Genomic DNA, 22,132 nt, shown 5'->3' on the forward strand with positions numbered 1-22,132 from the left:
ATTTTAGCAGAGGCAACTTTTCAGACTTTGTAACATTACTGTAAGGATATTGAAATAAAAAAATCCTGGTTCATCGTGTATAATTTTCCTAGATGTTAACAAACAGGGGGACGAAATGTTGAAGAAAGTCATTTTAGCCGCTTTTATCTTAGTAGGAAGTACTTTGGGAGCTTTGAGTTTTTCATCAGATGCCAGTGCGAAACATGTGAACGGAAATATTACTTGGTATAATGGAGTCGGGAAAAAAGGCTCTTCAGGTAAAAAACTTGGACATTGGGATTGTGCGACCAAGATCGGATTTGATGTTCCTAGAAACGGGACAAAAATCAGAGCTTATGCAAAAGCGAAACCTAAAAAGGTGATTACGGTTTACAAAAATGATGTTGGCAGAATGCCTAATGCAGTCCTGGATGTAAGCCCTAAAGCGTTTAAAGCGCTTGGATACCCATTAAGCAAAGGAAAAGTAGCGGGACATTACAGCTATTAATCTACATATATAATCTGTAAAGCAAGAAGTCATATTCTTGCTTTTTCTATTGGTGGAGATAAAAGATGAAAAAAAGAATCATATTATTGTTAACTATCGTGATAGCAGCCGTAGCGGCGGTTTTTGCGTTTTATATTGTAAAGGATAAAGGCCATGAGAGCGCTGCTGATGTTTCAGTAAATACGGAAAGCGGTGATAAGCTGCTTGTTTCGATTACGAATACCGATCTGCTGACGAAGTATTATGAAAATGATAAGGTGATCCATGAGGAGAAGCTGACCAGCTATCCGGCATTTGCCTTGGATCAAAAGCAGCAGGTGCTCTATTATACGGGCAATAATGATCAAAATGAAATGAGGCTTTTTAAGCTCGATCTAAAGTCTAATAAAAAGACGATGCTTTATAAAGGTGCGGAGAGTGCCGACAGCCTGTTTTTATCAAAGGATCGTTCAACCATCTATTTCCGTTTAGGAAAAGCGGACGAAAGCAATTTCCGGATCGCATCCTTTGATCTGAAAACAAAGAAGTATAAAAACCTTTATCCTGCCGCGAATGATCAGGATGACAGCGTCAGCAGCTTCTTTTATAACAAAAAAACAGATTCATTTGCATTGCTTCATTATTCTGTAGAAGAAGATTACAAGAAAACAGATGAAGCGAACGAAAAGGGGATCGATCCTGAACCGACAACGATTCATTTTGCTGCAGGCCATCAAAACAAATTTGATGAGCTGAAGAGCCTTGACCAGTTTATCAGCGATATTGCTGTTTCTGATGATGATAAACGTATATTGTTTACATCATATACACAAAAAGGCACGGAGCAAACCGCATCTATTCAGATGCTGAATGCGGACACGAAAAAATATGAAAACATCATTTCAAATCAAAAATCATTTAAGCTGTTAATGGACGCACAGCCGCAGTTCTCTAAGGATGGAAAGAACATTTATTTTCTTGCCGAAGCCGAGGGGGCTAAAAAGCTAAAGGATGAAACAGGGCGTGAAGCCAAGGTGCGGACGATTTATTCCTATAACCTTGAAAATAAGACGTTCAAAAAAGTGTGGGAAAATCCAAACGGCATCATCAACAGCTTTTCTGTCATCAACTAATAAAAACCACTCGGCATGGGCTGAGTGGTTTTTTAATGGACGAGGTGCAGGGCTAATGATCCGAGCCATTTAAAGAGATGGATAAGAGGTATCGACAAAAACAGAAGTTCAACATAAGAGTTGATTGCAAGGTTCAGCTTTTTGAACGTAGCCCTTTTTTTCAGGTCTTTTTGCTGCTGGTTTGTGATCACGTTATCACCCCTTAGGTATCCATATTATACCATAATGATAAAATGAAAAGCCCTAAACATTTACAGTTTTGGGCTTCTTTCTAAGCTACGGCCTCTTGCAATGATAGGCCTTCATTCTGGATATAGAATCTGCGTCTCCGTTCGGGGATTGTTTGCTTGCAGGAGACTGCATTTATTATAGGGAAGAGCTAGCTTGTTTTCGTTTGGCTGTTGTTTTGGAGATTCACTAATGAACGGATGCCGTCGACCATTTTACTTCCGCACAAAGGGCACAATGGCGTGTCACTGCTGGCGAAGTTTTTTCGGGTCCAGCCGTTACAGTCTTCTTTTGTGCATTCCCATGTACTCACATCTTCTTTAGGCAGCGGTTCTTGATTACGTTTGTTATAGTAAGACATAAAGTCACTTCTTCCCTCATGTATTTTACTGCACATTTCTTATTGTCTCATACTTTTCCCTAATCTCCTAATTCCTTTTTCTTTATGACTTTCCAATCAGTCCATCTAAGAAGGAGAGGAGTGTGCTGTTAAAAGCGTCCGGTTCTTCTAAAAACGGGCAATGGCTGCTTTTTGAAAAGGTTACGAGCATCGAATTTGGAATGAGGTCATGCAAGTGTTCTCCAGCAGCAGTAGAGAAAAATTTGCGGTCTTCCCCGAAGCACAGCAATGTCGGCACATTGATGTTTTGAAGGGTGCCGCGGTAATCAGCAGCCGTTTGGTTAAATAAAATCGTGCTTGAAATCGCAGCCGGCTGTTTGAGGATTTCTACCAGCATCCATTCTGTTTCTGTCTCAGCAGGCGGTTCTGCGAACATATTATGGATGAAGCTTTCGTAGAATGGCAGCGGTTCAGTCTGAATGGCGTGCATCGCCGTTTTTAGACCGTCAAAATCAAACGGACCGTGCTCCCAGCCCTCCCATTGGTAGTCGGAAGCTGATTGATCAATAATGACAGCGGCTTGTATGTTATCATTCCCAAATTGATTGAGATAATCCCATACGACAAAAGCACCCATTGACCAGCCGGCAAGCACGGCACGGTCGAGCTCCATTGCTTTTAGAAATTCCCTTACGTCACGGGCATATTGGGAAATGGTATGTCCGTGCAGGACTTTGTCGGATTCGCCGTGTCCTCTAAGATCGAGACGAATACACTGATAATTGGCAGAGAGTGCTGAGAACTGTTTGTGGAAAAATTGTCCGCTCATCAGCACTCCGTGTATAAACAGGATCGGTGTACCGCTCCCGTGCGTTTCATAGTACAGTCGTGTCTGATCTTCTAATGTGATGTAGGGCATTTTTACTCCTCCTCTAGTTTCCGTCTTGAGAATGACTGGCTGCTGTTGAACTGACGATGACAGCTGTCGCGGCTGCTTGCTGTGCCTGAATGGCGGTTTCGATGGCTGTGTACAGTCCTGATTCCATCAGTAGATTTTTCTCCATATGCTCACTGAGATATAGGCTGACAGCAATTTTGAAGTTCAATTCCTTTTTCCATTTGAATCGTTTGTCTTGGTTCAGTTCGTCTGTGATGGCCAGAACAGTTTTGATATCAGGCTCTTCCAGAAATGTGAGCAGGGCAAGATCAGGGTAATGGACATCCTTTGGTTTTTTGTGAGATTCAGTGATGGTTTGGAACAGCTTTCTGCATTGCAAAACAAGCGTTTCAGCGTCTTTTTCGGAATGCAGGGCAAGGATGTGGCTGGTTTGGTGTAAGTGCTGGCCTTTGCGAAATCCGCCAGCTGCCAGCTGCTGATAGCACGCTTCTGCTTTATTCAGCGCCTGTAATCCTTTCCCGTTCCCGGCCAGCAATACGGCAAGCGGGACATTTTGAGTTGACGTGAGGAAATAGTGATGTTTTTTCATCTGCTGATAAACAGAGAGCCCCATGGTCATCTGTTCTTTTTGATTGATCGCTTCGGACTTGCCGGTGAGTATGATAAGGGCGGAAAGGTAAGTGAAAATGTCCCGTTTGTATCCAAGCCTCACCATCTCATTATATCTGTCAATAAAAGTAAGGAATGCTTGTTTGGCTTCCTGCTGAAAATGAATGTCCAGAATGGAAGCAACAGTAAAGCGGTGGTGTGAATTGAGTGTTGAGAAGCTGCCGATGTTTGATTTGATATAGCTGCTCAAATCATAAAAGCGCTGAAAATCAAACTGTCTTTTATTCACAATATATGCAGAAGAAATGAGCATTAATATCTGATCGTGTGAAACTTTCCATTTTAATTTTGATTTTAATTCGGCATAAATGGAAATGTATCGCTTTGTTTTTTCATTTAGGTCGTTTGTCAGCATAAAAAGCAGCTCCTTTTTGCTGTTTCTACGTTATACGATAAATGGGGCCAAAAGTTTCATAAAGAAAAAAACTTGCCTGCAAGAGGCAAGTTTGTCGGGTTATTTACGGGGATCTGTTATATCCATCGGTCTCATCATGTCATAGTCTTCATGCTCGAGAATATGGCAATGCCATACGTATCGTCCGCTGTACGGCCCGAATGTCACGGCGATTCTCAGGACTTCACCGGCGTGAGCTTGAATGGTGTCTTTCCACCCCTTTTCACTTGGAGGCGGCGGAACAGCCGGGCCGGTATAGGACAATTCCCCTCTTTCTTGATAACGTGCGATATCAAACGGACGCCGGTCTAATACACGGAAGGAGACCAGATGCAGGTGGATTGGATGTGTTCCGCGTGTCGGGTTGATGATGGACCATATTTCAGTTGTGCCGGCTTTTGGTGCTTCTGTAACAGGATCGTGCCAGCGTTTGTTATTGAGAAGAAGGACGGGTCTGCCGTATTCGTCCTGAGTGCCTGCCAGTTTCAGTGTTCTGATGTTTTGTATTCTTTCATTCTGCACTGAAGGGTATGAGGCGAGGTACTTCGGCTTTCTGCTTTCGTCTTTTTGTACCAATGGCTTTGTGACTCTGAATTGCATGACATTCGCATCTGTTTCGGGATTGACGTCACCGCCGCAGCCTTCGCTGTTTGCCAAAATGATCGATTGTCCTTCATAGGCTGTGAAGTCAATGATGATATCATAACGCTCAGCAGGTGCAAGACTAAAAGAGTTCAGTTTAACAGAACGAGGCAGGAGCCCTCCGTCTGAACCGATCTGAATAAATTCTCCGCCATTATCGAGTGACAGGTTATAGGTTCTCGTATTAGAGGCGTTGATGACGCGGAAGCGGTATTTCCTCGGTTCGACCTCCAAGTATGGCCATGCCTTCCCGTTAACGAGTATAGTTTCTCCGCAAAAAGCCGGAACGATTGACGGGTTAGGCAGTGACGGGGAAGGGTTTTCAGGCCCGCTTGGATAAAACAAAGAACCGTCCTCATTGATCGTGCGGTCCGTGATAAGAAGCGGGACGTCGTATTCGCCGGAAGGCAGCTTTAAGCGTTTTTCCTTTGGATCGTGAATAATATAAGCGCCGACAAGTCCGGCATAGACATTCAGCCTGGTCAGCGCCATGGCGTGATCGTGATACCACAAAATAGCACCGCGTTGCTGATTCGGATAATGATAAACCTCTCGTTTAAAATAAGGGCCTGTTTGTTCAAAGTCTTTGGAAAACCAGGCCTCCGGATACCCGTCACTATCATCAGGCGTGACGCCTCCATGTAAATGAACGACAGTCTTTACCTCGGGCTCTTCATGCTGGCTGTCACTATGATGAATGGTGTGGTCGATCGGAAGAAAATGCTCTGACGGAAGGTTGTTCATCCATTTCACATAAACGTTTTCGTTTCTTTTAACCTCAATGGTAGGCCCGGGAAATAAGCCGTTGTAGCCCCACAGGCGGGTCGGGGGGAGATCGCGGTGAAGCTGATGAGTGCATTCCTCCATGGTGACTTCGTAGTAAGTCTTTTCTTTTGTTTGCTGCACCGGCTTTAGTGTATCTGGGATTGGGAGAGCATCCGCAAATTTTTCAAGTGTCATTTTCATCGTCCTTATCTAAATTTTCCAAATTGGTACTATAGTTAATGACAATAAGGACGTGATGGTTACAAGAAAATTTGTGGACGCTCCTGATCGAAGAAGAAAATAACAAAATCCTAAACGGCAGACCGTTTAGGATTTGATCAGCATTAAGGCAGAATGTCGGGCTGCTGCTGTGTGACTGGCTTGGCTGCCGCCTTCTCGCTCACCTTGCGTTTTCTGAACGCAAGATAAGAAATCAGAACGATTCCCGTGATGACGCCTGTCAGCAGCAGCTCGTCTCTCATGGAATCAATAAACGCCATAGATACTAAAATTCCGCAGATGGCGATGATGGTTAAGTAGGTTAGGAAAGGAAAGAGCCACATTTTGATCTTCAATGCTTCCGGGTTTGTTTTTTCGAGTTTTTTTCGCATTCTCAGCTGGGAAACAGCGATGACGAGATAGACGAGCAAAGCAATGGCGCCTGATGAGTTGACTAAGAATAAAAAGACGGTATCCGGTGAGAAGTAGTTCATTACGACCGCGATATAAGAGAAAAATGTTCCGGCAACGATGGCTTGTACGGGAACGCCTTTTTTGCTCAATTTCATAAAACGGCGCGGCGCTTCGTTTCTTTCTGCGAGTGAATACAGCATTCTGGATGTGGTGTACAAACCTGAATTCAGGCAAGAGAGTACGGCTGTGAGGACGATAAAGTTCATAATCTGCGCGGCTGCTGGCACTCCAATATGCTCAAGGACAGCGACGAAAGGGCTTTCTAATATATTCGCTGAATTCCAAGGCAAAAGCGCCACAACAATGGCGATAGAGCCAACGTAAAAGACGATGATGCGCCATACAACGGATCGGGTCGCTTTTGTCACGGATTCGATCGGATTGGATGTTTCTCCCGCTGCAATGGCAACAATTTCTGTTCCCATAAAGGAAAAGATGACAACAACAATGCCGAGCAATACGGAGCTGATGCCTTCCGGGAAAAATCCGCCTTTGCCTGTAATATTGGATAAACCGACTGGTTCACTGCCTGGCGCAAAGCCAAAAATAAAGGCAAAACCAACGATTAGAAAAGCGATGATGGTAACAACTTTAATGAGGGAGAACCAATATTCGAACTCACCGAATGACTTAACGGAGTAGATATTTGTCAGCGTGAGCAAGATCGTCAAGATCAAACTTGTCAGCCATAGCGGAATATCTTGGAACCAGTATTGAATAATGCCTGCGCCGGCGATTGCTTCGATCGCGATCACAATCACCCAGAAAAACCAATACAGCCATCCGATTGTAAATCCTGCCCACGGTCCGATGGCATCGTGAGCGTATTGAGAAAACGATCCGCTCGTCGGGTTTACGGCAGACATCTCACCGAGCATTCTCATAATAAAAATCACCAATAATCCGGCTAGTGCGTAAGAAATAATGGCACCGGGCCCAGTAGAGTGAATCACTGAACCGCTGCCTACAAATAGGCCGGCTCCGATCACGCCGGCGATCGAAATCATTGTCATATGGCGGGTCTTTAATTCTTTTTTTAATCCTGATTGAGACTGGTTCATAAATTACCTCCTTTAAAAATGAAGTCATTACTGAATATTATGATAATTGAAACTCTATCATAAATATACAGTTTGTCGAAAATTCGTGTAAGAAAATATAACAGCTTATTTCAAATTTGTAGTGTTTTGTTGGCGATGTTTTCAGCAGATATGCTTGGAATAAAAGAAAAAATGTTCCGTTAATTATTCATTTTTGCAGTTTGGTATAATTTTAAAAATATGGAAGGTTGCCAGAAGCGTTGGCATCATTGAAATTGAAGGGGGTTTCAGATGAGAAAATAAATTGGTTTAGAGAAAAAGTGTTCTATCGTCACTATTTTTCTGTGGCTGGTGAATCATGTTTCTGTAGACCCACTGCGGTTCAGCTTTGTATCATAATAATAGGAAAAAACGAGCGGAGAGGAGGTTTTGTATGGAGAGATATGATGAACTGAAAAAGGGAGAATCCGGGGCGCTGGTCAGCATTGCTGCGTATCTTGTCCTGTCCGCGATGAAGCTGATTATCGGGTATCTTTTTCACTCGGAAGCACTTACGGCAGACGGGTTAAATAACACAACTGACATTATTGCTTCTGTTGCTGTGCTGATCGGCCTGCGTATCTCTCAAAAGCCTCCTGATGAAGATCATCCATACGGCCACTTCCGTGCGGAAACAATTGCATCACTTATCGCATCGTTTATTATGATGGTTGTCGGACTGCAAGTGCTATTCAGCGCCGGAGAATCTATTTTTTCTGCTAAACAAGAGACACCGGATATGATTGCGGCTTGGACGGCAGCGGGCGGGGCAGCCCTGATGCTTGTGGTCTACCAGTACAATAAAAGGTTGGCCAAAAAGGTGAAGAGCCAGGCGCTCCTTGCCGCGGCTGCTGATAATAAATCAGATGCGTTTGTCAGTATCGGCACGTTTATCGGAATTATAGCAGCGCAATTCCACCTTTCTTGGATTGATACTGTGACGGCGTTTGTGATCGGTCTTCTCATTTGCAAAACGGCATGGGATATTTTTAAAGAATCATCTCACTCATTGACAGATGGCTTCGACGTAAAGGACATTTCGGCTTATAAACAGACGATCGAAAAGGTCTCCGGAGTGAGCCGGTTAAAAGACATTAAAGCGAGATACTTGGGCAGTACTGTTTACGTAGATGTGGTAGTTGAGGTATCGGCAGATTTAAATATTACGGAAAGCCACGATATTGCCAATGAAATTGAGCGGAGAATGAAGGAGGAGCATGCAATTGATTATTCGCATGTTCATATGGAGCCTTTAGAACGCAAATAATTGAGCTTCCTGTCACAGGAAGCTTTTTTGTGTGTTTTGGCCTGCTTTATTGGAAACAATTTGCTAGAATCGTTTTTTTATACAGATTGTTTTTTGTGGTAAAGTTAGGTTACGATATGATGAATTTTGTAGATGACTAGGAGGAAAAGAATGGCATATCAAGAAGACCTGCACCCTTTGCTGGGAAAAGCAGTTGAACATATTAATAGAGTAATGGTTGGAAAACGAGACATCGCCATACTCAGTTTAGCAGCCATTCTTGCCAAAGGGCATGTGCTGCTTGAGGATGTGCCCGGAGTCGGAAAAACGATGATGGTCCGCGCACTGGCAAAGTCAATCGGCGCCGATTTCAAAAGAATCCAATTTACTCCGGATTTGCTGCCATCTGATGTAACAGGCGTATCCATCTATAATGCGAAAACGATGGAATTTGAATACCGTCCGGGCCCGATTATGGGAAATATTGTGCTTGCCGATGAAATCAACCGTACCTCTCCGAAGACACAGTCTGCTTTGCTTGAAGCGATGGAAGAGGGAAGCGTAACGGTAGATGGCCATACGATGCCGCTTGCCGCTCCGTTTTTTGTGATGGCAACGCAAAACCCGGTCGAATATGAAGGGACCTATCCTTTGCCGGAAGCCCAGCTTGACCGTTTTTTATTCAAACTCCGCATGGGTTATCCGTCCTTTAATGAGGAGCTGGACGTCTTATCTCTTCAGGAAAAAAGCCATCCGATTGAGACACTTGAACCGGTTATTACAAAAGAAGATTTTATCCGTTTGCAGCGGGAAGTTCAAAATGTCCGCGCCGATGACAGCATAAAAGAATATATTGTTGAAATTGTGCAGAAAACGAGACAGCATGGCTCTGTTCAATTAGGCGTCAGTCCGCGCGGATCAATCGCTCTCATGAAAGCGGCCCAAGCATACGCACTGCTGCATCATCGCGACTATGTCATTCCGGATGATATTCAATATTTGGCTCCTTTTACGCTTCCGCACCGGATGCTGCTGCAGCCCGAGGTGAAATTTGAAGGGATCCAGGCAGAAGCGATTGTACGGGAGATCATGTCAGCTGTGAAGGTACCGGTTCAAAGGTCGTCGATCCGCTGATGAAGAAGAAATTGCAATGGCTGGTATATGGATGGAAGCTGATTGTATTAACGTTATTGACGGGTGCTGTTTTTTCCTACGCAATGTTTCAGGGCGGCTTTGTCAGCTGGTTTTTGTTTTACGCATTTCTCCCTTTTGTCGTGTACGCCGGGCTGCTGGCGCTGTACCCACTCCGCTCTTTTCAGGCTTCACGGCAAATGGCCAAAACACAATTGCATGCGGGGGACAAGCTGGGCGTGTCGGTTACGCTGAGAAGAAAGCTGCCGTTTCCCCTGATGTATATGGTGATTGAAGATTGCCTGCCAGAAGGAATCGAGTCATTGAACCGAGACGAAGCCGCGGCCAAACGGCTCGTTTTTCCTTGGTTTAAACGGAGTATGACAATGTCGTATGAATTAGATCGGGTACCGCGCGGGGAGCATCATTTTCATGCTGTCAGGGTGCGAACCGGGGATGTCCTCGGCTTGATTGAAAAAACAGCTTTTTATGAGCTGGAAGACACCTTGTTTGTTTATCCATCCTTTAAGCGTCTTCCTTATCAGGTGAATGAGAAGCATCAGGAAGACGGGGTAAGCGGTTCTTCTCCGATTCATCAGCACCATTCCGCAGTCGCAGCAAGTGTGCGGAATTATCAGCCGGGAGACCGGTTTGCTGCATTAGATTGGAAGACTTCTGCACGGCGAAACCAGCTGATGACGAAGGAATTTGAACCGTCTCGAAGTAAAAACCTGTTTCTTCTGATGGACCGATTTTCCTCGGAAGCATTCGAAGAGGTCGTTTCTGTGACAGCTTCGATTCTTCATTCTGTTTTAAAAAACGGCGCGGGGGCAGGCTTAGCCTCAGTCGGAAAGGAAAAAAACATTTTTCCTATTCAGGAGGGGGAGCAGCATTTTAAGCACATGCTTCGTCATTTAGCCGTCGCTCATTGTGATGCGGCTGACCCGGTAAGCCGATATGTACGGGAGGAGCTGGGGAAGCCGTCTGTTCGCCAGGCTGACAAAGTGATCGTCACGGGACAGTTCACGGAAGATTTGCTGAACATAGCAGAAATCGAGGGCGGCCGGGTGACAGTGATACTGGCAAAAGAGAAAGCTGCTGAGCTTTCTCAAGCTGAAAACGTCATGATCGAACGCATGATGAAACGTCAAATCAGAGTTCAGGTCATGAGGGGCGGACAAGTTTCGCGTGTTGTTTAGAAAGAGAGGTGACGGGTGCACATGCCGCACGATGATCAGAAGGGAAGCCGTTTGAGCTTGCTGTTATTTTATTTTCTGGCGTTTTTATTGCTGTGGGAGTGGCTCAGGCCGCTTGACAGTTTTACAGATACGAAACATACGGGCTTTTTTATTGTGTTTATCGGCTTGACGTTTCTGCTGACCTTTTTCAGGATGAGGTGGTTTGTCACCGTTCCTTTTTGTGTCGTATTTACGTTGATTTCGATACACATCCTGTTTTATCAAGGATCTATATTTGACTTGAGCTGGGTCAGCTCTTTTTTTAAGGATTTCTATTTGAATATCACGCTGATTCAATCAGGGCAATGGAATGACATGATTCCTTCGTTTCGGACCCTGCTGTTTTTTGTGCTGCTGTGGCTGCTGGTCTATCTCCTTCATTATTGGGTGATTTACCAGAGAAGAATCTTGTTTTTCTTTATGATGACAGTAGTGTATATTACGATTCTTGATACCTTTTCACCATATGACGCCACTTTTGCCGTCATCCGTATCGTGCTGATCGGCTTCTTTATGCTGGGCCTTTTATACTTAGAACGCATCAAGCTGATGGAAAGAATCACGCTGTCAAAAACGTCTGTCTTGAAATGGTTTCTTCCTTTATCTGTATTGATTTTGGCTGCGGTGGGATTCGGACTTTCCGCTCCGAAATCAGATCCGGCTTGGCCTGATCCGGTGCCTTTCCTCAAAAAAATCACCAATCAAGACCGTGTGTCGGCTGGAGAAAGCAAAATCGGATACGGGAACCATGATGAATCACTCGGCGGCCCGTTTCAGCAGGATGATACCCCTGTTTTTACATGGCAAGGAAAAGAGCGAACGTATTTCCGCGTGGAAACGAAGGATACGTATACAGGAAAAGGCTGGATTGAAACAGACACGGGCATGTCATATCAGCTAAGCGGAGGAAAAATTGAAAATCTGTGGTTTGACCACAAGGTTTCGACAGAGCGCAGCACCGTCCGAGTAAAAGTCGATGATCACTACGGGTATAACCATGTGATGTATCCGATCGGTGCGGTAACCATTCAGCCAAAGCAGGCTGTCTCACTTGAAATGAACGGGAACACGGAACAAATTTCTCCGATCAGTGAACAAGCCGGTGAGATCAGAAATATGGGAAGCTATACAGTAACGTACAATTCTCCGGTCTACAAGCTGGATGAGCTGAGAAAGGTAAAAGTGAGAAACAACAGTGAGGAATACACATTCAGCGACCGCTATATGCAGCTGCCGGATTCACTGCCTGAGCGGGTGAGAACCCTTGCGATCAAGCTGACTCAGGATCACGATAATATGTTTGATATGGTGAAAGCAGTTGAGGAATACTTAGGATCAAATGAGTTCACATATGAAACAGAAAACGTGACCATCCCTAAGAATGATGAGGATTATGTCGATCAATTTCTGTTTGAAACAAAGATGGGCTACTGTGACAACTTTTCTTCCGCTATGGTGGTGCTCCTGCGTTCGGCTGGCATTCCGGCCCGCTGGGTAAAGGGGTATACGTCCGGCGAATATAAAGAAGCGGGAAACAAAAACGGCAGCATCTACGAAGTGACAAATAACAACGCCCATTCCTGGGTAGAGGTGTATTTCCCGGAACAGGGCTGGGTCACATTTGAGCCGACTAAAGGGTTTACAAATCCGGCTGAGTTTACTTCTTCTGACACAAAGGATTCCGGCAGCGAGAGCAGCAGCTCGCCGGAGAAAACAAAAGAGGAGCAGAAAGAAGAGAAAAAACAGCCGAAAAAAGAGGGAAAACAAAAGGAAAAACGGGAGCCAGCTGGTTCTGAAAAGCCGTCCGCTTCACATGCAAATGCCGGTGCAGGATGGTATGTAGCGCTTGCACTTCTTGCAGTCCTCCTATTGACAGCGGTATTGCTGTATGTTTTCCGTTCGTTATGGATGCCTGTTTTCGTTGTGAGAAAATTGAAGCGGCGCAGCGATCCGCACGTGTTTTTTGAAGCATACGGCGCTCTCCTGAAACAGATGAAGAGAAGAGGACTGCCGAAACAAGGCAGTGAAACGCTGCGTGATTATGCGAAACGAATTGATGGAAAACATGGCTCAGAAGACATGTCAAAGCTGACATCAAGCTATGAACGGGCGCTATACAGAAATGAAGATTCGGCGAAGCTTTGGAATGAATCCAGAGAGTTATGGGAAAATTTAATTAAAAGAAGATGGTCTTGACCGCTTATCAACGTGTTGTTAGAATTAGTGAATATTATCGGAGTCTGGGAGCGAGTTGCCGGACTCCGGCAAACGGCCTTGCCAAAGAGGGCGGAGCGGCTTCATATCTGTCCTCGTTTTTTTCTGTGTCAAAAAACTTAGAGGAGATTAGGTGACAACCATGACAAAGTTAGTGAATGAAATGATTCTTGTCCTTGATTTCGGCAGTCAGTATAACCAGCTGATTACACGCCGTATCCGTGAATTCGGGGTATACAGCGAGCTGCATCCCCATACATTGACGGCTGAAGAAATTAAAGAAATGAATCCAAAAGGAATTATTTTATCCGGCGGTCCAAACAGTGTGTATGATGAAAACTCTTTCCGCTGTGACGAGAAAATCTTCGAGCTTGATATTCCTGTTTTAGGAATTTGCTACGGCATGCAGCTTATGACTCATTACCTTGGCGGTAAAGTTGAAGCGGCAAGCCAGCGTGAATACGGAAAAGCAAACATCCACATCGAAGGCACACCTGATTTGTTCAAAGATCTTCCGAACGAACAAGTGGTTTGGATGAGCCACGGTGATTTGGTTGTAGAAGTTCCTGAAGGCTTCACTGTTGACGCGACAAGCCATCACTGCCCGAACTCAGCGATGAGCAAAGCGGACAAAAAATGGTACGGCGTTCAGTTCCACCCGGAAGTGCGCCACTCTGAATACGGCAATGATCTTCTGAAAAACTTTGTATTCGGCGTTTGTGATTGTGAAGGCAAATGGTCAATGGAGAACTTTATTGAAATTGAAATGCAAAAAATCCGTGAAACGGTCGGAGACAAGCAGGTTCTTTGCGCGCTAAGCGGCGGCGTTGATTCCTCTGTTGTTGCTGTTTTGATTCATAAAGCGATCGGCGACCAGCTGACTTGTATCTTTGTAGACCATGGTCTTCTCCGTAAAGGCGAGGCCGAAGGTGTTATGAAAACATTCAGCGAAGGCTTTAACATGAACGTGATTAAAGTAGACGCAAAAGACAGGTTCTTAAATAAACTAAAAGGCGTTTCTGATCCTGAGCAAAAACGCAAAATCATCGGTAATGAATTCATTTACGTGTTCGATGATGAAGCGGACAAGCTCAAAGGCATCGACTACCTTGCACAAGGAACGCTTTACACAGATATCATCGAGAGCGGTACTGCAACGGCGCAAACGATCAAATCTCACCACAATGTCGGCGGGCTTCCTGAAGACATGCAGTTTGAACTGATCGAGCCGTTAAACACGCTCTTCAAAGACGAAGTGCGCGCGCTTGGCACAGAGCTCGGCATTCCTGATGAAATCGTATGGCGCCAGCCTTTCCCAGGACCGGGACTCGGAATCCGCGTTCTCGGCGAAGTAACAGAAGAAAAACTGGAAATCGTTCGTGAATCAGATGCGATTTTGCGTGAAGAAGTTGCAAATCACGGGTTAGAGCGTGATATCTGGCAATACTTCACTGTTCTTCCTGACATCCGCAGCGTTGGTGTTATGGGTGACGCGAGAACATATGATTACACAATCGGAATCCGCGCCGTTACTTCAATTGACGGCATGACATCTGACTGGGCGCGTATCCCGTGGGATGTGCTTGAAGTCATTTCTACACGTATCGTGAATGAAGTGAAGCATATTAACCGCGTGGTGTATGATATTACAAGTAAGCCGCCTGCGACGATTGAGTGGGAATAAGAATCAATTAACGAAACCATCTTTTTGGCGATTTTGCCGGGAAGATGGTTTTATTTGTTTATTACGAACAAAATCGGATTTTGTGCGACTATCGTTCGTTTTTTGTATTGTTTTTTCAAATTGAACTTGGTACAATAGACACAGAAATCAAATAAGATGAATTCGTATAATCGCGGGGATATGGCTCGCAAGTCTCTACCAAGCTACCGTAAATGGCTTGACTACGTAAACATTTCTTTCGTTTGATATAAATAAAACACGTTTATTTATTCAAACTGAAATCCGTCTGTAGTCAAGCGTCCCAAAATGTATTGGGGCGTTTTTTATTTGGCGTTTTCAGGGCAGGATAAATAGCAAAGAGTGAAGGGAGTCAAATAGCTTGAAAAAGTTTTTTCAGTTTGATGAGCTGGGCACCAGCTATCGCAATGAAATCATTGGCGGATTAACGACTTTTTTGTCTATGGCATATATTTTGTTCGTCAATCCGATTACGCTTGCTTTGGAGAGCGTGAAAGATTTTCCGGAGGCGCTGAGAATTGACCAAGGTGCGGTCTTTACAGCGACAGCGCTGGCGTCAGCAGCAGGCTGTATCTTAATGGGATTGATAGCGAGATATCCGATTGCCATCGCGCCCGGTATGGGGCTGAACGCGTTTTTTGCGTTTTCTGTCGTCCTCGGTATGGGCATTTCATGGCAGGCAGCTTTGTCTGGTGTTTTTATTTCAGGTCTTATTTTCGTTGCTCTTTCTTTAACAGGTTTTCGTGAAAAAATCATCAACGCCATTCCGCCTGAGCTGAAATTGGCAGTCGGCGCGGGTATCGGCCTGTTTATTACATTTGTTGGATTACAAGGTTCAGGAATCATTACAGCGAATCCTTCTACACTCGTCACCATCGGTAACATTCACAGCGGTCCTGTACTATTAACAATTTTCGGTGTGATTGTAACTGTTATTTTAATGGTGCTTCGCGTTAACGCAGGCGTGTTTATCGGGATGCTGTTAACAGCGGTTGCCGGCATGATTTTCGGTTTGGTTCCGGTTCCGACTCAAATCATCGGCAGTGTGCCGAGCCTTGCGCCGACTTTCGGACAAGCATGGATTCATCTCCCGGATATTTTCTCCGTACAAATGCTGATCGTTATTTTAACATTCTTGTTTGTCGGGTTTTTTGATACAGCTGGTACACTTGTTGCTGTGGCAACACAAGCTGGTTTAATGAAGGAAAACAAATTGCCGCGTGCGGGCCGTGCGCTTTTAGCTGATTCATCTTCCATTGTAATCGGTGCCGTGCTTGGTACGTCTACAACAACTTCTTACGTGGAATCAAGCTCAGGTGTCGCTGCGGGTGCCCGTTCAGGATTTGCGGCTATTGTAACAGGTATTCTCTTTTTACTGGCTACGTTTTTCTCACCGCTTCTGTCAGTCGTTACATCAAATGTAACAGCTCCGGCGCTGATTATTGTCGGTGCATTGATGGTGGCGCCGCTTGGCAAAATCGCTTGGGATAAGTTCGAAGTGGCCGTTCCTGCTTTCCTTACCATGATCATGATGCCGTTAACGTACAGCATTGCGACTGGGATTGCCATCGGATTTATTTTCTACCCAATTACGATGGTGTGCAAAGGAAAAGCCAAAGAGGTTCATCCGATCATGTATGGACTGTTTGCCGTATTTATCCTGTACTTTATCTTCTTAAAATAAGGAATGAAAACCAGCTGCCGGTGCAGCTGGTTTTTTTGTTGCAAAAGGTAAAACCATTTCATACGATATACCGTCATGTAGATGTGCCGCCATGCTTTACTTAAATGGAAATGACTTGACTGTTCAGGAAGGCTTCGGTACCTTATATAAGTGTTTTATTTTCTTACTGAATGGTATTCCGCCGTATTTTTTTGATAGGAGTTGCTGACATGACGGAAGAAAGAAAAGAAACGTTTGAAGAAGAAGTTAACCAGAGTGAAAGAATAGATGCAGATGAAGAACCGCTATCAAGAATGTCCAGAAAGGCGAGCCGGCAAAGCAAGCAGAAGCAAAAACAAAAGCAGAAACCGCACCAGGAACGCGGTGAATCAACTGCTAAAGACAAGCTTGCGTCTGTATGGGCAGCCATCAACAGATATTGCGGTTTTGCGTTCTCGATTTTAAAATCACCGGCGAAAACCGTCGTGGCGGATGGTTTTTCTCATTATAAGTATGGGCTGATTTCAATGCTTATATTCAGTGTGATCTTTTCAATCGGGAACTGGTTTCAGTTAAAGGCAAGCTGGAATCGGCCGCTCGGATTTGGAGAACGCCATCACGCTTTCTTTGACGGATTTTTAGTCGTTCTTGTGTATTTGCTCCTCTTTTTCGCGGTAATGGTCTTAGCGGTATGGGCCGTCTCCCGCTATATGATGAAGCAGAAGGTGACGTTCAGAGAAGCGGCTGCCGGTTTAGGTTCATTGCTTGTACCGGTGATTGCTGTTTCAATCCTTTGGCTGATCTTTGCGATCGTGAATATCCCGATGCTGACAGTTCTGTTTACAGTGCTTATCTTGTTTTCGATCTTTTTTATGATGGCGCTGTATGTGCAGCGTCTGTATCAGGCGGCACACGATGCACCGATTGACTATATCTATTGTGTATTTGCAGTGGTTGCGGTAGCGCTGCTGTTTACGGCGGTGACTTGGCCGTTGATTTCTGAGTATCTCACGGCGTCGCTGATTCCGCTTTAATGAAAAAAACCGGCTGTTTATAGCCGGTTTTTTTATGTCACACTTTTTACAAATATATCTAAAAAACACAGTTGATTTGTAGGATTAATCCATGTATGATAGGGAAAATGCTGTAAACGTCCAGCGCACAAACCTTTATGTTTAAGGAGGATGATGGACATGGCCGATTTACTTCGCCGAGCGATTAATCGGAAGAAACAATTTTTAAAAACCAAATTACTGCTCTCGGAATTTTATCAGGGAAGAGGGGAACAGCTGGCTGATTATACGCTGAGTGAGCTTGAAAAAGAATACAAGTCCCTTCTGAAAATGAAAAAAGAGATCTGACAATATATGAGAAGAGGTGAGTCTGCTGAAAAGCGGGCTTTTTTGTTTTGATTTTGAAAAGGTGAGAAAGAGGGTAAACTACTACTGTTCAACCTGATAAAGTGTGTCGAAATATTTTCCTTAGGCTTACGGCCGCAACGGATTGTAAACGACTCGTTTCTCTAGTAGAATATGAATGCTTTATGCAAGCTGAAGAGTAGGGGGATGAAATAAAATGATGCAAACCATCTTATCAAATGGGATAGCCATGGTTCTCATAATTCTCATTATTAATATTGTCTATGTGTCATTTTTTACGATAAGAATGATTTTAACGCTGAAAGGCCAGCGGTATTTAGCGGCCGGCATCAGTACGATTGAAATACTGGTTTATGTGACAGGACTGAGCCTGGTGCTCGATAACTTAGACCAGATTCAAAATGTAATCGCGTATGCGCTCGGTTACGGTCTTGGCGTGATTGCCGGCATGAAAATAGAAGAAAAATTGGCGCTTGGCTATATTATGGTCAACGTGATTACGAAGGAGCTTGATCTTGATCTTCCGAAGCAGCTTCGTGAAAAAGGCTACGGCGTAACGAACTGGGTGGCAGGCGGGCTTGAGGGCGACCGCACAGCCCTTCAGATTCTGACACCGAGAAGATATGAACTCCAGCTGTATGATACGATTAAAACACTTGATTCAAAAGCATTTATTATTGCATATGAACCCAAAACAATTCATGGCGGCTTCTGGGTCAAAGCGGTGAAGAAGAGGAGAATTAAAGAATAATGGCAAAGCCAAAGAAGAAAAAGTTTGAAGTGACAGAGCAGCAAACCATTGATGCGGTGCTTCAGCAAATGAAAGAAGAAGGATATCTGCCAGTACGGCGAATGGAAGAGCCTATTTTTATGGAAAAAAAGGAAAATGGGTCAATTCAGATCGTTCCGTGCGGGAAAAAAATCGTATTTGAAGGGAAATTGATCTAAAACACGAACATTAGTAGAATGAATTTTTGTATCGTTCGATAATATCGTTGACATTATCCATGTCCGTTGTTAAGATAAACATGAAATCAAAACACGACCTCATATAATCTTGGGAATATGGCCCATAAGTTTCTACCCGGCAACCGTAAATTGCCGGACTATGCAGGAAAGTGATCGATAAAACTGACATGGATATATCGCAGAAGCGAACGACTGACGATACATGTACCATGCCCGGTTTGTATTGCTTCCTCATAAGTGCAATGCAGAGCGGGTATTTTTTATTTTCTGAAAACTAAAGCATTAGAAGGTGGGAACAGAATGCAGCCGCTAGTAGGAATCATCATGGGAAGCACTTCCGATTGGGAGACAATGAAAAACGCATGCGATATTCTTGACGAACTCAATGTTCCGTACGAAAAAAAGGTCGTTTCCGCTCACCGGACGCCTGATTTGATGTTTGAATACGCTGAAGCTGCCAGAGAGAGAGGCATCAAGGTGATTATCGCCGGTGCCGGAGGAGCAGCGCATCTGCCGGGGATGACGGCGGCGAAAACAACACTGCCGGTCATCGGAGTTCCGGTTCAGTCCAAGGCGCTAAACGGAATGGATTCACTTCTCTCCATCGTCCAAATGCCTGGAGGCGTGCCTGTTGCGACAACAGCCATCGGCAAAGCGGGCGCTGTGAACGCAGGCCTGTTAGCGGCGCAAATTTTGTCAGCTTTTGACGAAAATCTTGCCCGTAAGCTGGATGAGAGAAGAGAAAATACAAAACAGACGGTGTTAGAAAGCAGTGATCAGCTTGTCTAAACAAATCATCAACCCGGGAGCTGTAATCGGCATTATCGGCGGCGGCCAGCTTGGAAAAATGATGGCTGTGTCCGCCAAACAAATGGGGTATAAAGTCGCGGTCGTTGATCCGGTGAAAGATTCACCGTGTGGGCAGGTTGCGGATATCGAAATTACCGCTCATTACAATGACCGTGAAGCGATTCGAAAATTGGCTGAAATCAGTGACATCATCACGTATGAGTTTGAAAACATCGACTATGATGCGCTGCATTGGCTAAAAGATCATGCGTATCTCCCGCAAGGAAGTGAGCTGCTGCTCATTACCCAAAACCGTGAAACGGAGAAAAAAGCAATTCAAGCCGCGGGCTGTGAAGTAGCGCCGTACAGCACCGTCAAAACAAAGGATGAACTGAAACAGGCTGTACAGGAGCTTGGGCTTCCCGCAGTGCTCAAAACATGCCGCGGCGGATACGACGGCAAAGGACAATTTGTCATCAAGAAAGAGGCGCAAATTGAGCAGGCTGCCGCTCTTTTAGAGCACGGAACTTGCATTCTTGAAAGCTGGGTTTCTTTTGAAATGGAACTGTCGGTTATCGTCGTCAGATCGGTAAACGGCGAAATTTCAACATTTCCGGCAGCTGAAAACATTCACCACAACAATATTCTTTTTCAAAGCATCGTGCCTGCACGGGTGGAGGAAGGAATTCAGAAGCAGGCTGCCGAGCTGGCCGTTAAGCTTGCAGAAGAGCTTAACCTTGTCGGACCGCTTGCTGTTGAAATGTTCCTGACAGAAGACGGAGAGCTTTTGGTCAATGAACTGGCGCCAAGGCCGCATAATTCAGGGCATTATACGCTGGACCTTTGCGAAACGAGCCAGTTTGAACAGCATATCAGAGCGGTATGCGGCCTTCCGCTTGGGAAAACAGATTTGCTGAAGCGAGGCATGATGGTGAATCTTCTCGGCGATGAAGTGAAGCTTGTGGAGGAGGAGCCGGAGCTTTTAAAAGAAGCAAAGCTATATATATACGGAAAACACGAAATCAAAAAAGGCCGCAAAATGGGGCATATTACATTTATGAAGCAGCCTGAAGACCATTGGATTCAGGAGATCACAAATAAATGGATGAATAGAGACGGAGGACAAGCAGAATGATCGAACGTTATTCAAGACCTGAAATGTCCGCGATTTGGACGGATGAAAACAGATTTCAAGCGTGGCTAGAGGTGGAGATTCTTGCCTGTGAAGCATGGGCGGAACTTGGCGTCATCCCGAAAGAAGACGTAAAGCTCATGCGCGAGAACGCGTCATTTGACATTAACCGCATTTTAGAAATCGAACAGGACACGCGCCATGACGTTGTCGCTTTTACACGCGCCGTTTCCGAATCACTGGGCGAGGAAAGAAAATGGGTGCACTACGGCTTAACGTCAACTGACGTTGTTGATACTGCTCTTTCTTACTTATTAAAACAGGCAAACGATATTCTGCTCAAGGACCTTGAGAGATTTGTTGACATTATAAAAGAAAAAGCGAAAGAACATAAATACACAGTCATGATGGGGCGCACACACGGCGTACATGCTGAGCCTACAACATTCGGCTTAAAACTTGCGCTTTGGCATGAAGAAATGAAACGTAATCTTGAGCGTTTCAAACAAGCGAAAGAAGGCATCGAGGTTGGGAAGATTTCCGGCGCTGTCGGCACATATGCGAACATTGATCCATTTGTTGAGCAATATGTCTGTGAGAAACTCGGATTGAAAGCAGCACCGATTTCGACTCAAACCCTTCAGCGTGACCGCCATGCTGACTATATGGCGACACTTGCTTTGATCGCGACAAGCATCGAGAAATTCGCAGTGGAAATTCGCGGACTGCAAAAGAGTGAAACACGCGAAGTTGAGGAATTTTTCGCGAAAGGGCAAAAGGGTTCATCTGCAATGCCGCACAAACGCAATCCGATCGGCTCTGAAAACATGACAGGCATGGCGCGCGTCATTCGCGGCTACATGATGACGGCTTACGAAAATGTTCCATTATGGCATGAGCGCGATATTTCTCATTCTTCAGCAGAACGGATTATTCTTCCGGATGCGACAATCGCGCTGAACTACATGCTGAACCGCTTCTCTAACATCGTGAAGAACTTAACGGTCTTCCCGGAAAACATGAAACGCAACATGGACCGCACACTCGGCCTTATCTACTCTCAGCGCGTGCTGCTTGCTTTGATTGACACAGGCCTGACTCGTGAAGAAGCCTATGATACAGTGCAGCCGAAGGCAATGGAAGCGTGGGAAAAACAAGTGCCGTTCCGTGAGCTTGTGGAAGCGGAAGAGAAAATCACTTCCCGTCTTTCTCCGGAAAAAATTGCTGACTGCTTTGATTACAACTACCATCTGAAAAATGTTGATCTGATCTTTGAACGTTTAGGTTTAGCATAGAAGAAGCTGTTAGGCGGCTTCTTCTATGCCGCTGCAGTTTGAAAATTCCCAACATTCGGGTTAGGAG

The 22,132-nt window shown here is 44.9% G+C and carries 21 protein-coding genes and 2 riboswitches; of the genes, 15 read left to right on the plus strand and 6 right to left on the minus strand.

The window, feature by feature from the left end:
- Positions 1-115: 115 nt before the first annotated feature.
- Positions 116-487 (plus strand): cell wall metabolism protein WalM, encoded by a 372-nt coding sequence (gene walM / locus CVV77_RS16705; protein ID WP_004397746.1) that lies wholly within the window; start codon positions 116-118, stop codon positions 485-487.
- A 65-nt stretch (positions 488-552) separates the two neighbouring features.
- The gene (locus tag CVV77_RS16710; RefSeq protein WP_100275965.1) at positions 553-1,599 is read left to right on the plus strand and encodes a PD40 domain-containing protein; all 1,047 of its coding nucleotides are present in this window, start codon (positions 553-555) and stop codon (positions 1,597-1,599) included.
- Between the two features lie 32 nt (positions 1,600-1,631).
- On the opposite strand, the gene CVV77_RS16715 is transcribed toward CVV77_RS16710, so the two are convergent.
- From CVV77_RS16715 to gabP, 6 genes are all read right to left on the minus strand, one after another.
- On the minus strand, positions 1,632-1,790 hold the full coding sequence (locus tag CVV77_RS16715; RefSeq protein WP_088111432.1) for a hypothetical protein: 159 nt from the start codon (positions 1,788-1,790) through the stop codon (positions 1,632-1,634).
- Positions 1,791-1,978: 188 nt separating this feature from the next.
- The gene (locus CVV77_RS16720; RefSeq protein ID WP_003234008.1) at positions 1,979-2,188 is read right to left on the minus strand and encodes a cold-shock protein; all 210 of its coding nucleotides are present in this window, start codon (positions 2,186-2,188) and stop codon (positions 1,979-1,981) included.
- 82 nt (positions 2,189-2,270) lie between these two features.
- On the minus strand, positions 2,271-3,086 hold the full coding sequence (locus CVV77_RS16725; RefSeq protein ID WP_100275966.1) for an alpha/beta fold hydrolase: 816 nt from the start codon (positions 3,084-3,086) through the stop codon (positions 2,271-2,273).
- A 13-nt stretch (positions 3,087-3,099) separates the two neighbouring features.
- On the minus strand, positions 3,100-4,089 hold the full coding sequence (locus CVV77_RS16730; protein WP_100275967.1) for a DUF4003 family protein: 990 nt from the start codon (positions 4,087-4,089) through the stop codon (positions 3,100-3,102).
- A gap of 99 nt (positions 4,090-4,188) precedes the next feature.
- Positions 4,189-5,730 (minus strand): outer spore coat copper-dependent laccase CotA, encoded by a 1,542-nt coding sequence (gene cotA, locus CVV77_RS16735; protein WP_100275968.1) that lies wholly within the window; start codon positions 5,728-5,730, stop codon positions 4,189-4,191.
- Positions 5,731-5,879: 149 nt separating this feature from the next.
- Positions 5,880-7,289, minus strand: a complete 1,410-nt coding sequence (gabP, locus tag CVV77_RS16740) for a GABA permease (protein ID WP_088111429.1) — start codon at positions 7,287-7,289, stop codon at positions 5,880-5,882.
- Positions 7,290-7,701: 412 nt separating this feature from the next.
- Between gabP and mneS the strand changes: the two genes are divergently transcribed.
- The 13 genes from mneS to purB all read left to right on the plus strand — a co-directional run bounded on the left by mneS (position 7,702) and on the right by purB (position 22,065).
- Entirely contained in the window at positions 7,702-8,574 is an 873-nt protein-coding gene (mneS, locus tag CVV77_RS16745) for a manganese transporter MneS (protein WP_100275969.1), read from the plus strand.
- A 150-nt stretch (positions 8,575-8,724) separates the two neighbouring features.
- A complete protein-coding gene (locus tag CVV77_RS16750) occupies positions 8,725-9,687 on the plus strand; it encodes an AAA family ATPase (protein WP_019257658.1) in 963 nt (320 codons plus the stop codon).
- Positions 9,687-10,883, plus strand: a complete 1,197-nt coding sequence (locus CVV77_RS16755; protein ID WP_100275970.1) for a DUF58 domain-containing protein — start codon at positions 9,687-9,689, stop codon at positions 10,881-10,883. The genes CVV77_RS16750 and CVV77_RS16755 overlap by 1 nt, the downstream gene beginning before the upstream one ends.
- Positions 10,884-10,904: 21 nt before the next feature.
- Complete coding sequence (locus CVV77_RS16760; protein ID WP_100275971.1) at positions 10,905-13,118, plus strand: transglutaminase TgpA family protein; 2,214 nt, start codon at positions 10,905-10,907, stop codon at positions 13,116-13,118.
- 160 nt (positions 13,119-13,278) lie between these two features.
- Entirely contained in the window at positions 13,279-14,820 is a 1,542-nt protein-coding gene (gene guaA / locus CVV77_RS16765) for a glutamine-hydrolyzing GMP synthase (protein WP_003219388.1), read from the plus strand.
- 142 nt (positions 14,821-14,962) lie between these two features.
- Positions 14,963-15,064: riboswitch (purine riboswitch) on the plus strand.
- Between the two features lie 135 nt (positions 15,065-15,199).
- Positions 15,200-16,522 (plus strand): hypoxanthine/guanine permease PbuG, encoded by a 1,323-nt coding sequence (gene pbuG / locus CVV77_RS16770; RefSeq protein WP_004397730.1) that lies wholly within the window; start codon positions 15,200-15,202, stop codon positions 16,520-16,522.
- 209 nt (positions 16,523-16,731) lie between these two features.
- Positions 16,732-17,535, plus strand: coding sequence for a hypothetical protein (locus CVV77_RS16775; RefSeq protein ID WP_100275972.1), 804 nt, complete (start codon positions 16,732-16,734; stop codon positions 17,533-17,535).
- A gap of 159 nt (positions 17,536-17,694) precedes the next feature.
- Positions 17,695-17,862, plus strand: coding sequence for a Fur-regulated basic protein FbpA (locus CVV77_RS16780; RefSeq protein WP_004397726.1), 168 nt, complete (start codon positions 17,695-17,697; stop codon positions 17,860-17,862).
- Between the two features lie 214 nt (positions 17,863-18,076).
- The gene (locus CVV77_RS16785; RefSeq protein ID WP_004397724.1) at positions 18,077-18,631 is read left to right on the plus strand and encodes a DUF2179 domain-containing protein; all 555 of its coding nucleotides are present in this window, start codon (positions 18,077-18,079) and stop codon (positions 18,629-18,631) included.
- Positions 18,631-18,828, plus strand: a complete 198-nt coding sequence (locus CVV77_RS16790) for an NETI motif-containing protein (RefSeq protein ID WP_003219403.1) — start codon at positions 18,631-18,633, stop codon at positions 18,826-18,828. Before CVV77_RS16785 ends, CVV77_RS16790 begins: the two co-directional genes overlap by 1 nt.
- Positions 18,829-18,907: 79 nt before the next feature.
- Positions 18,908-19,009: riboswitch (purine riboswitch) on the plus strand.
- Positions 19,010-19,149: 140 nt separating this feature from the next.
- On the plus strand, positions 19,150-19,638 hold the full coding sequence (gene purE / locus CVV77_RS16795) for a 5-(carboxyamino)imidazole ribonucleotide mutase (RefSeq protein ID WP_100275973.1): 489 nt from the start codon (positions 19,150-19,152) through the stop codon (positions 19,636-19,638).
- A complete protein-coding gene (gene purK / locus CVV77_RS16800; RefSeq protein ID WP_100275974.1) occupies positions 19,631-20,773 on the plus strand; it encodes a 5-(carboxyamino)imidazole ribonucleotide synthase in 1,143 nt (380 codons plus the stop codon). Before purE ends, purK begins: the two co-directional genes overlap by 8 nt.
- Positions 20,770-22,065 (plus strand): adenylosuccinate lyase, encoded by a 1,296-nt coding sequence (gene purB, locus CVV77_RS16805; RefSeq protein WP_019257664.1) that lies wholly within the window; start codon positions 20,770-20,772, stop codon positions 22,063-22,065. Before purK ends, purB begins: the two co-directional genes overlap by 4 nt.
- Positions 22,066-22,132 lie beyond the last annotated feature (67 nt).

Origin of the sequence: Bacillus sp. SN1 (assembly GCF_002796895.1) — a bacterium.
GTDB classification, from domain to species: domain Bacteria; phylum Bacillota; class Bacilli; order Bacillales; family Bacillaceae; genus Bacillus; species Bacillus inaquosorum.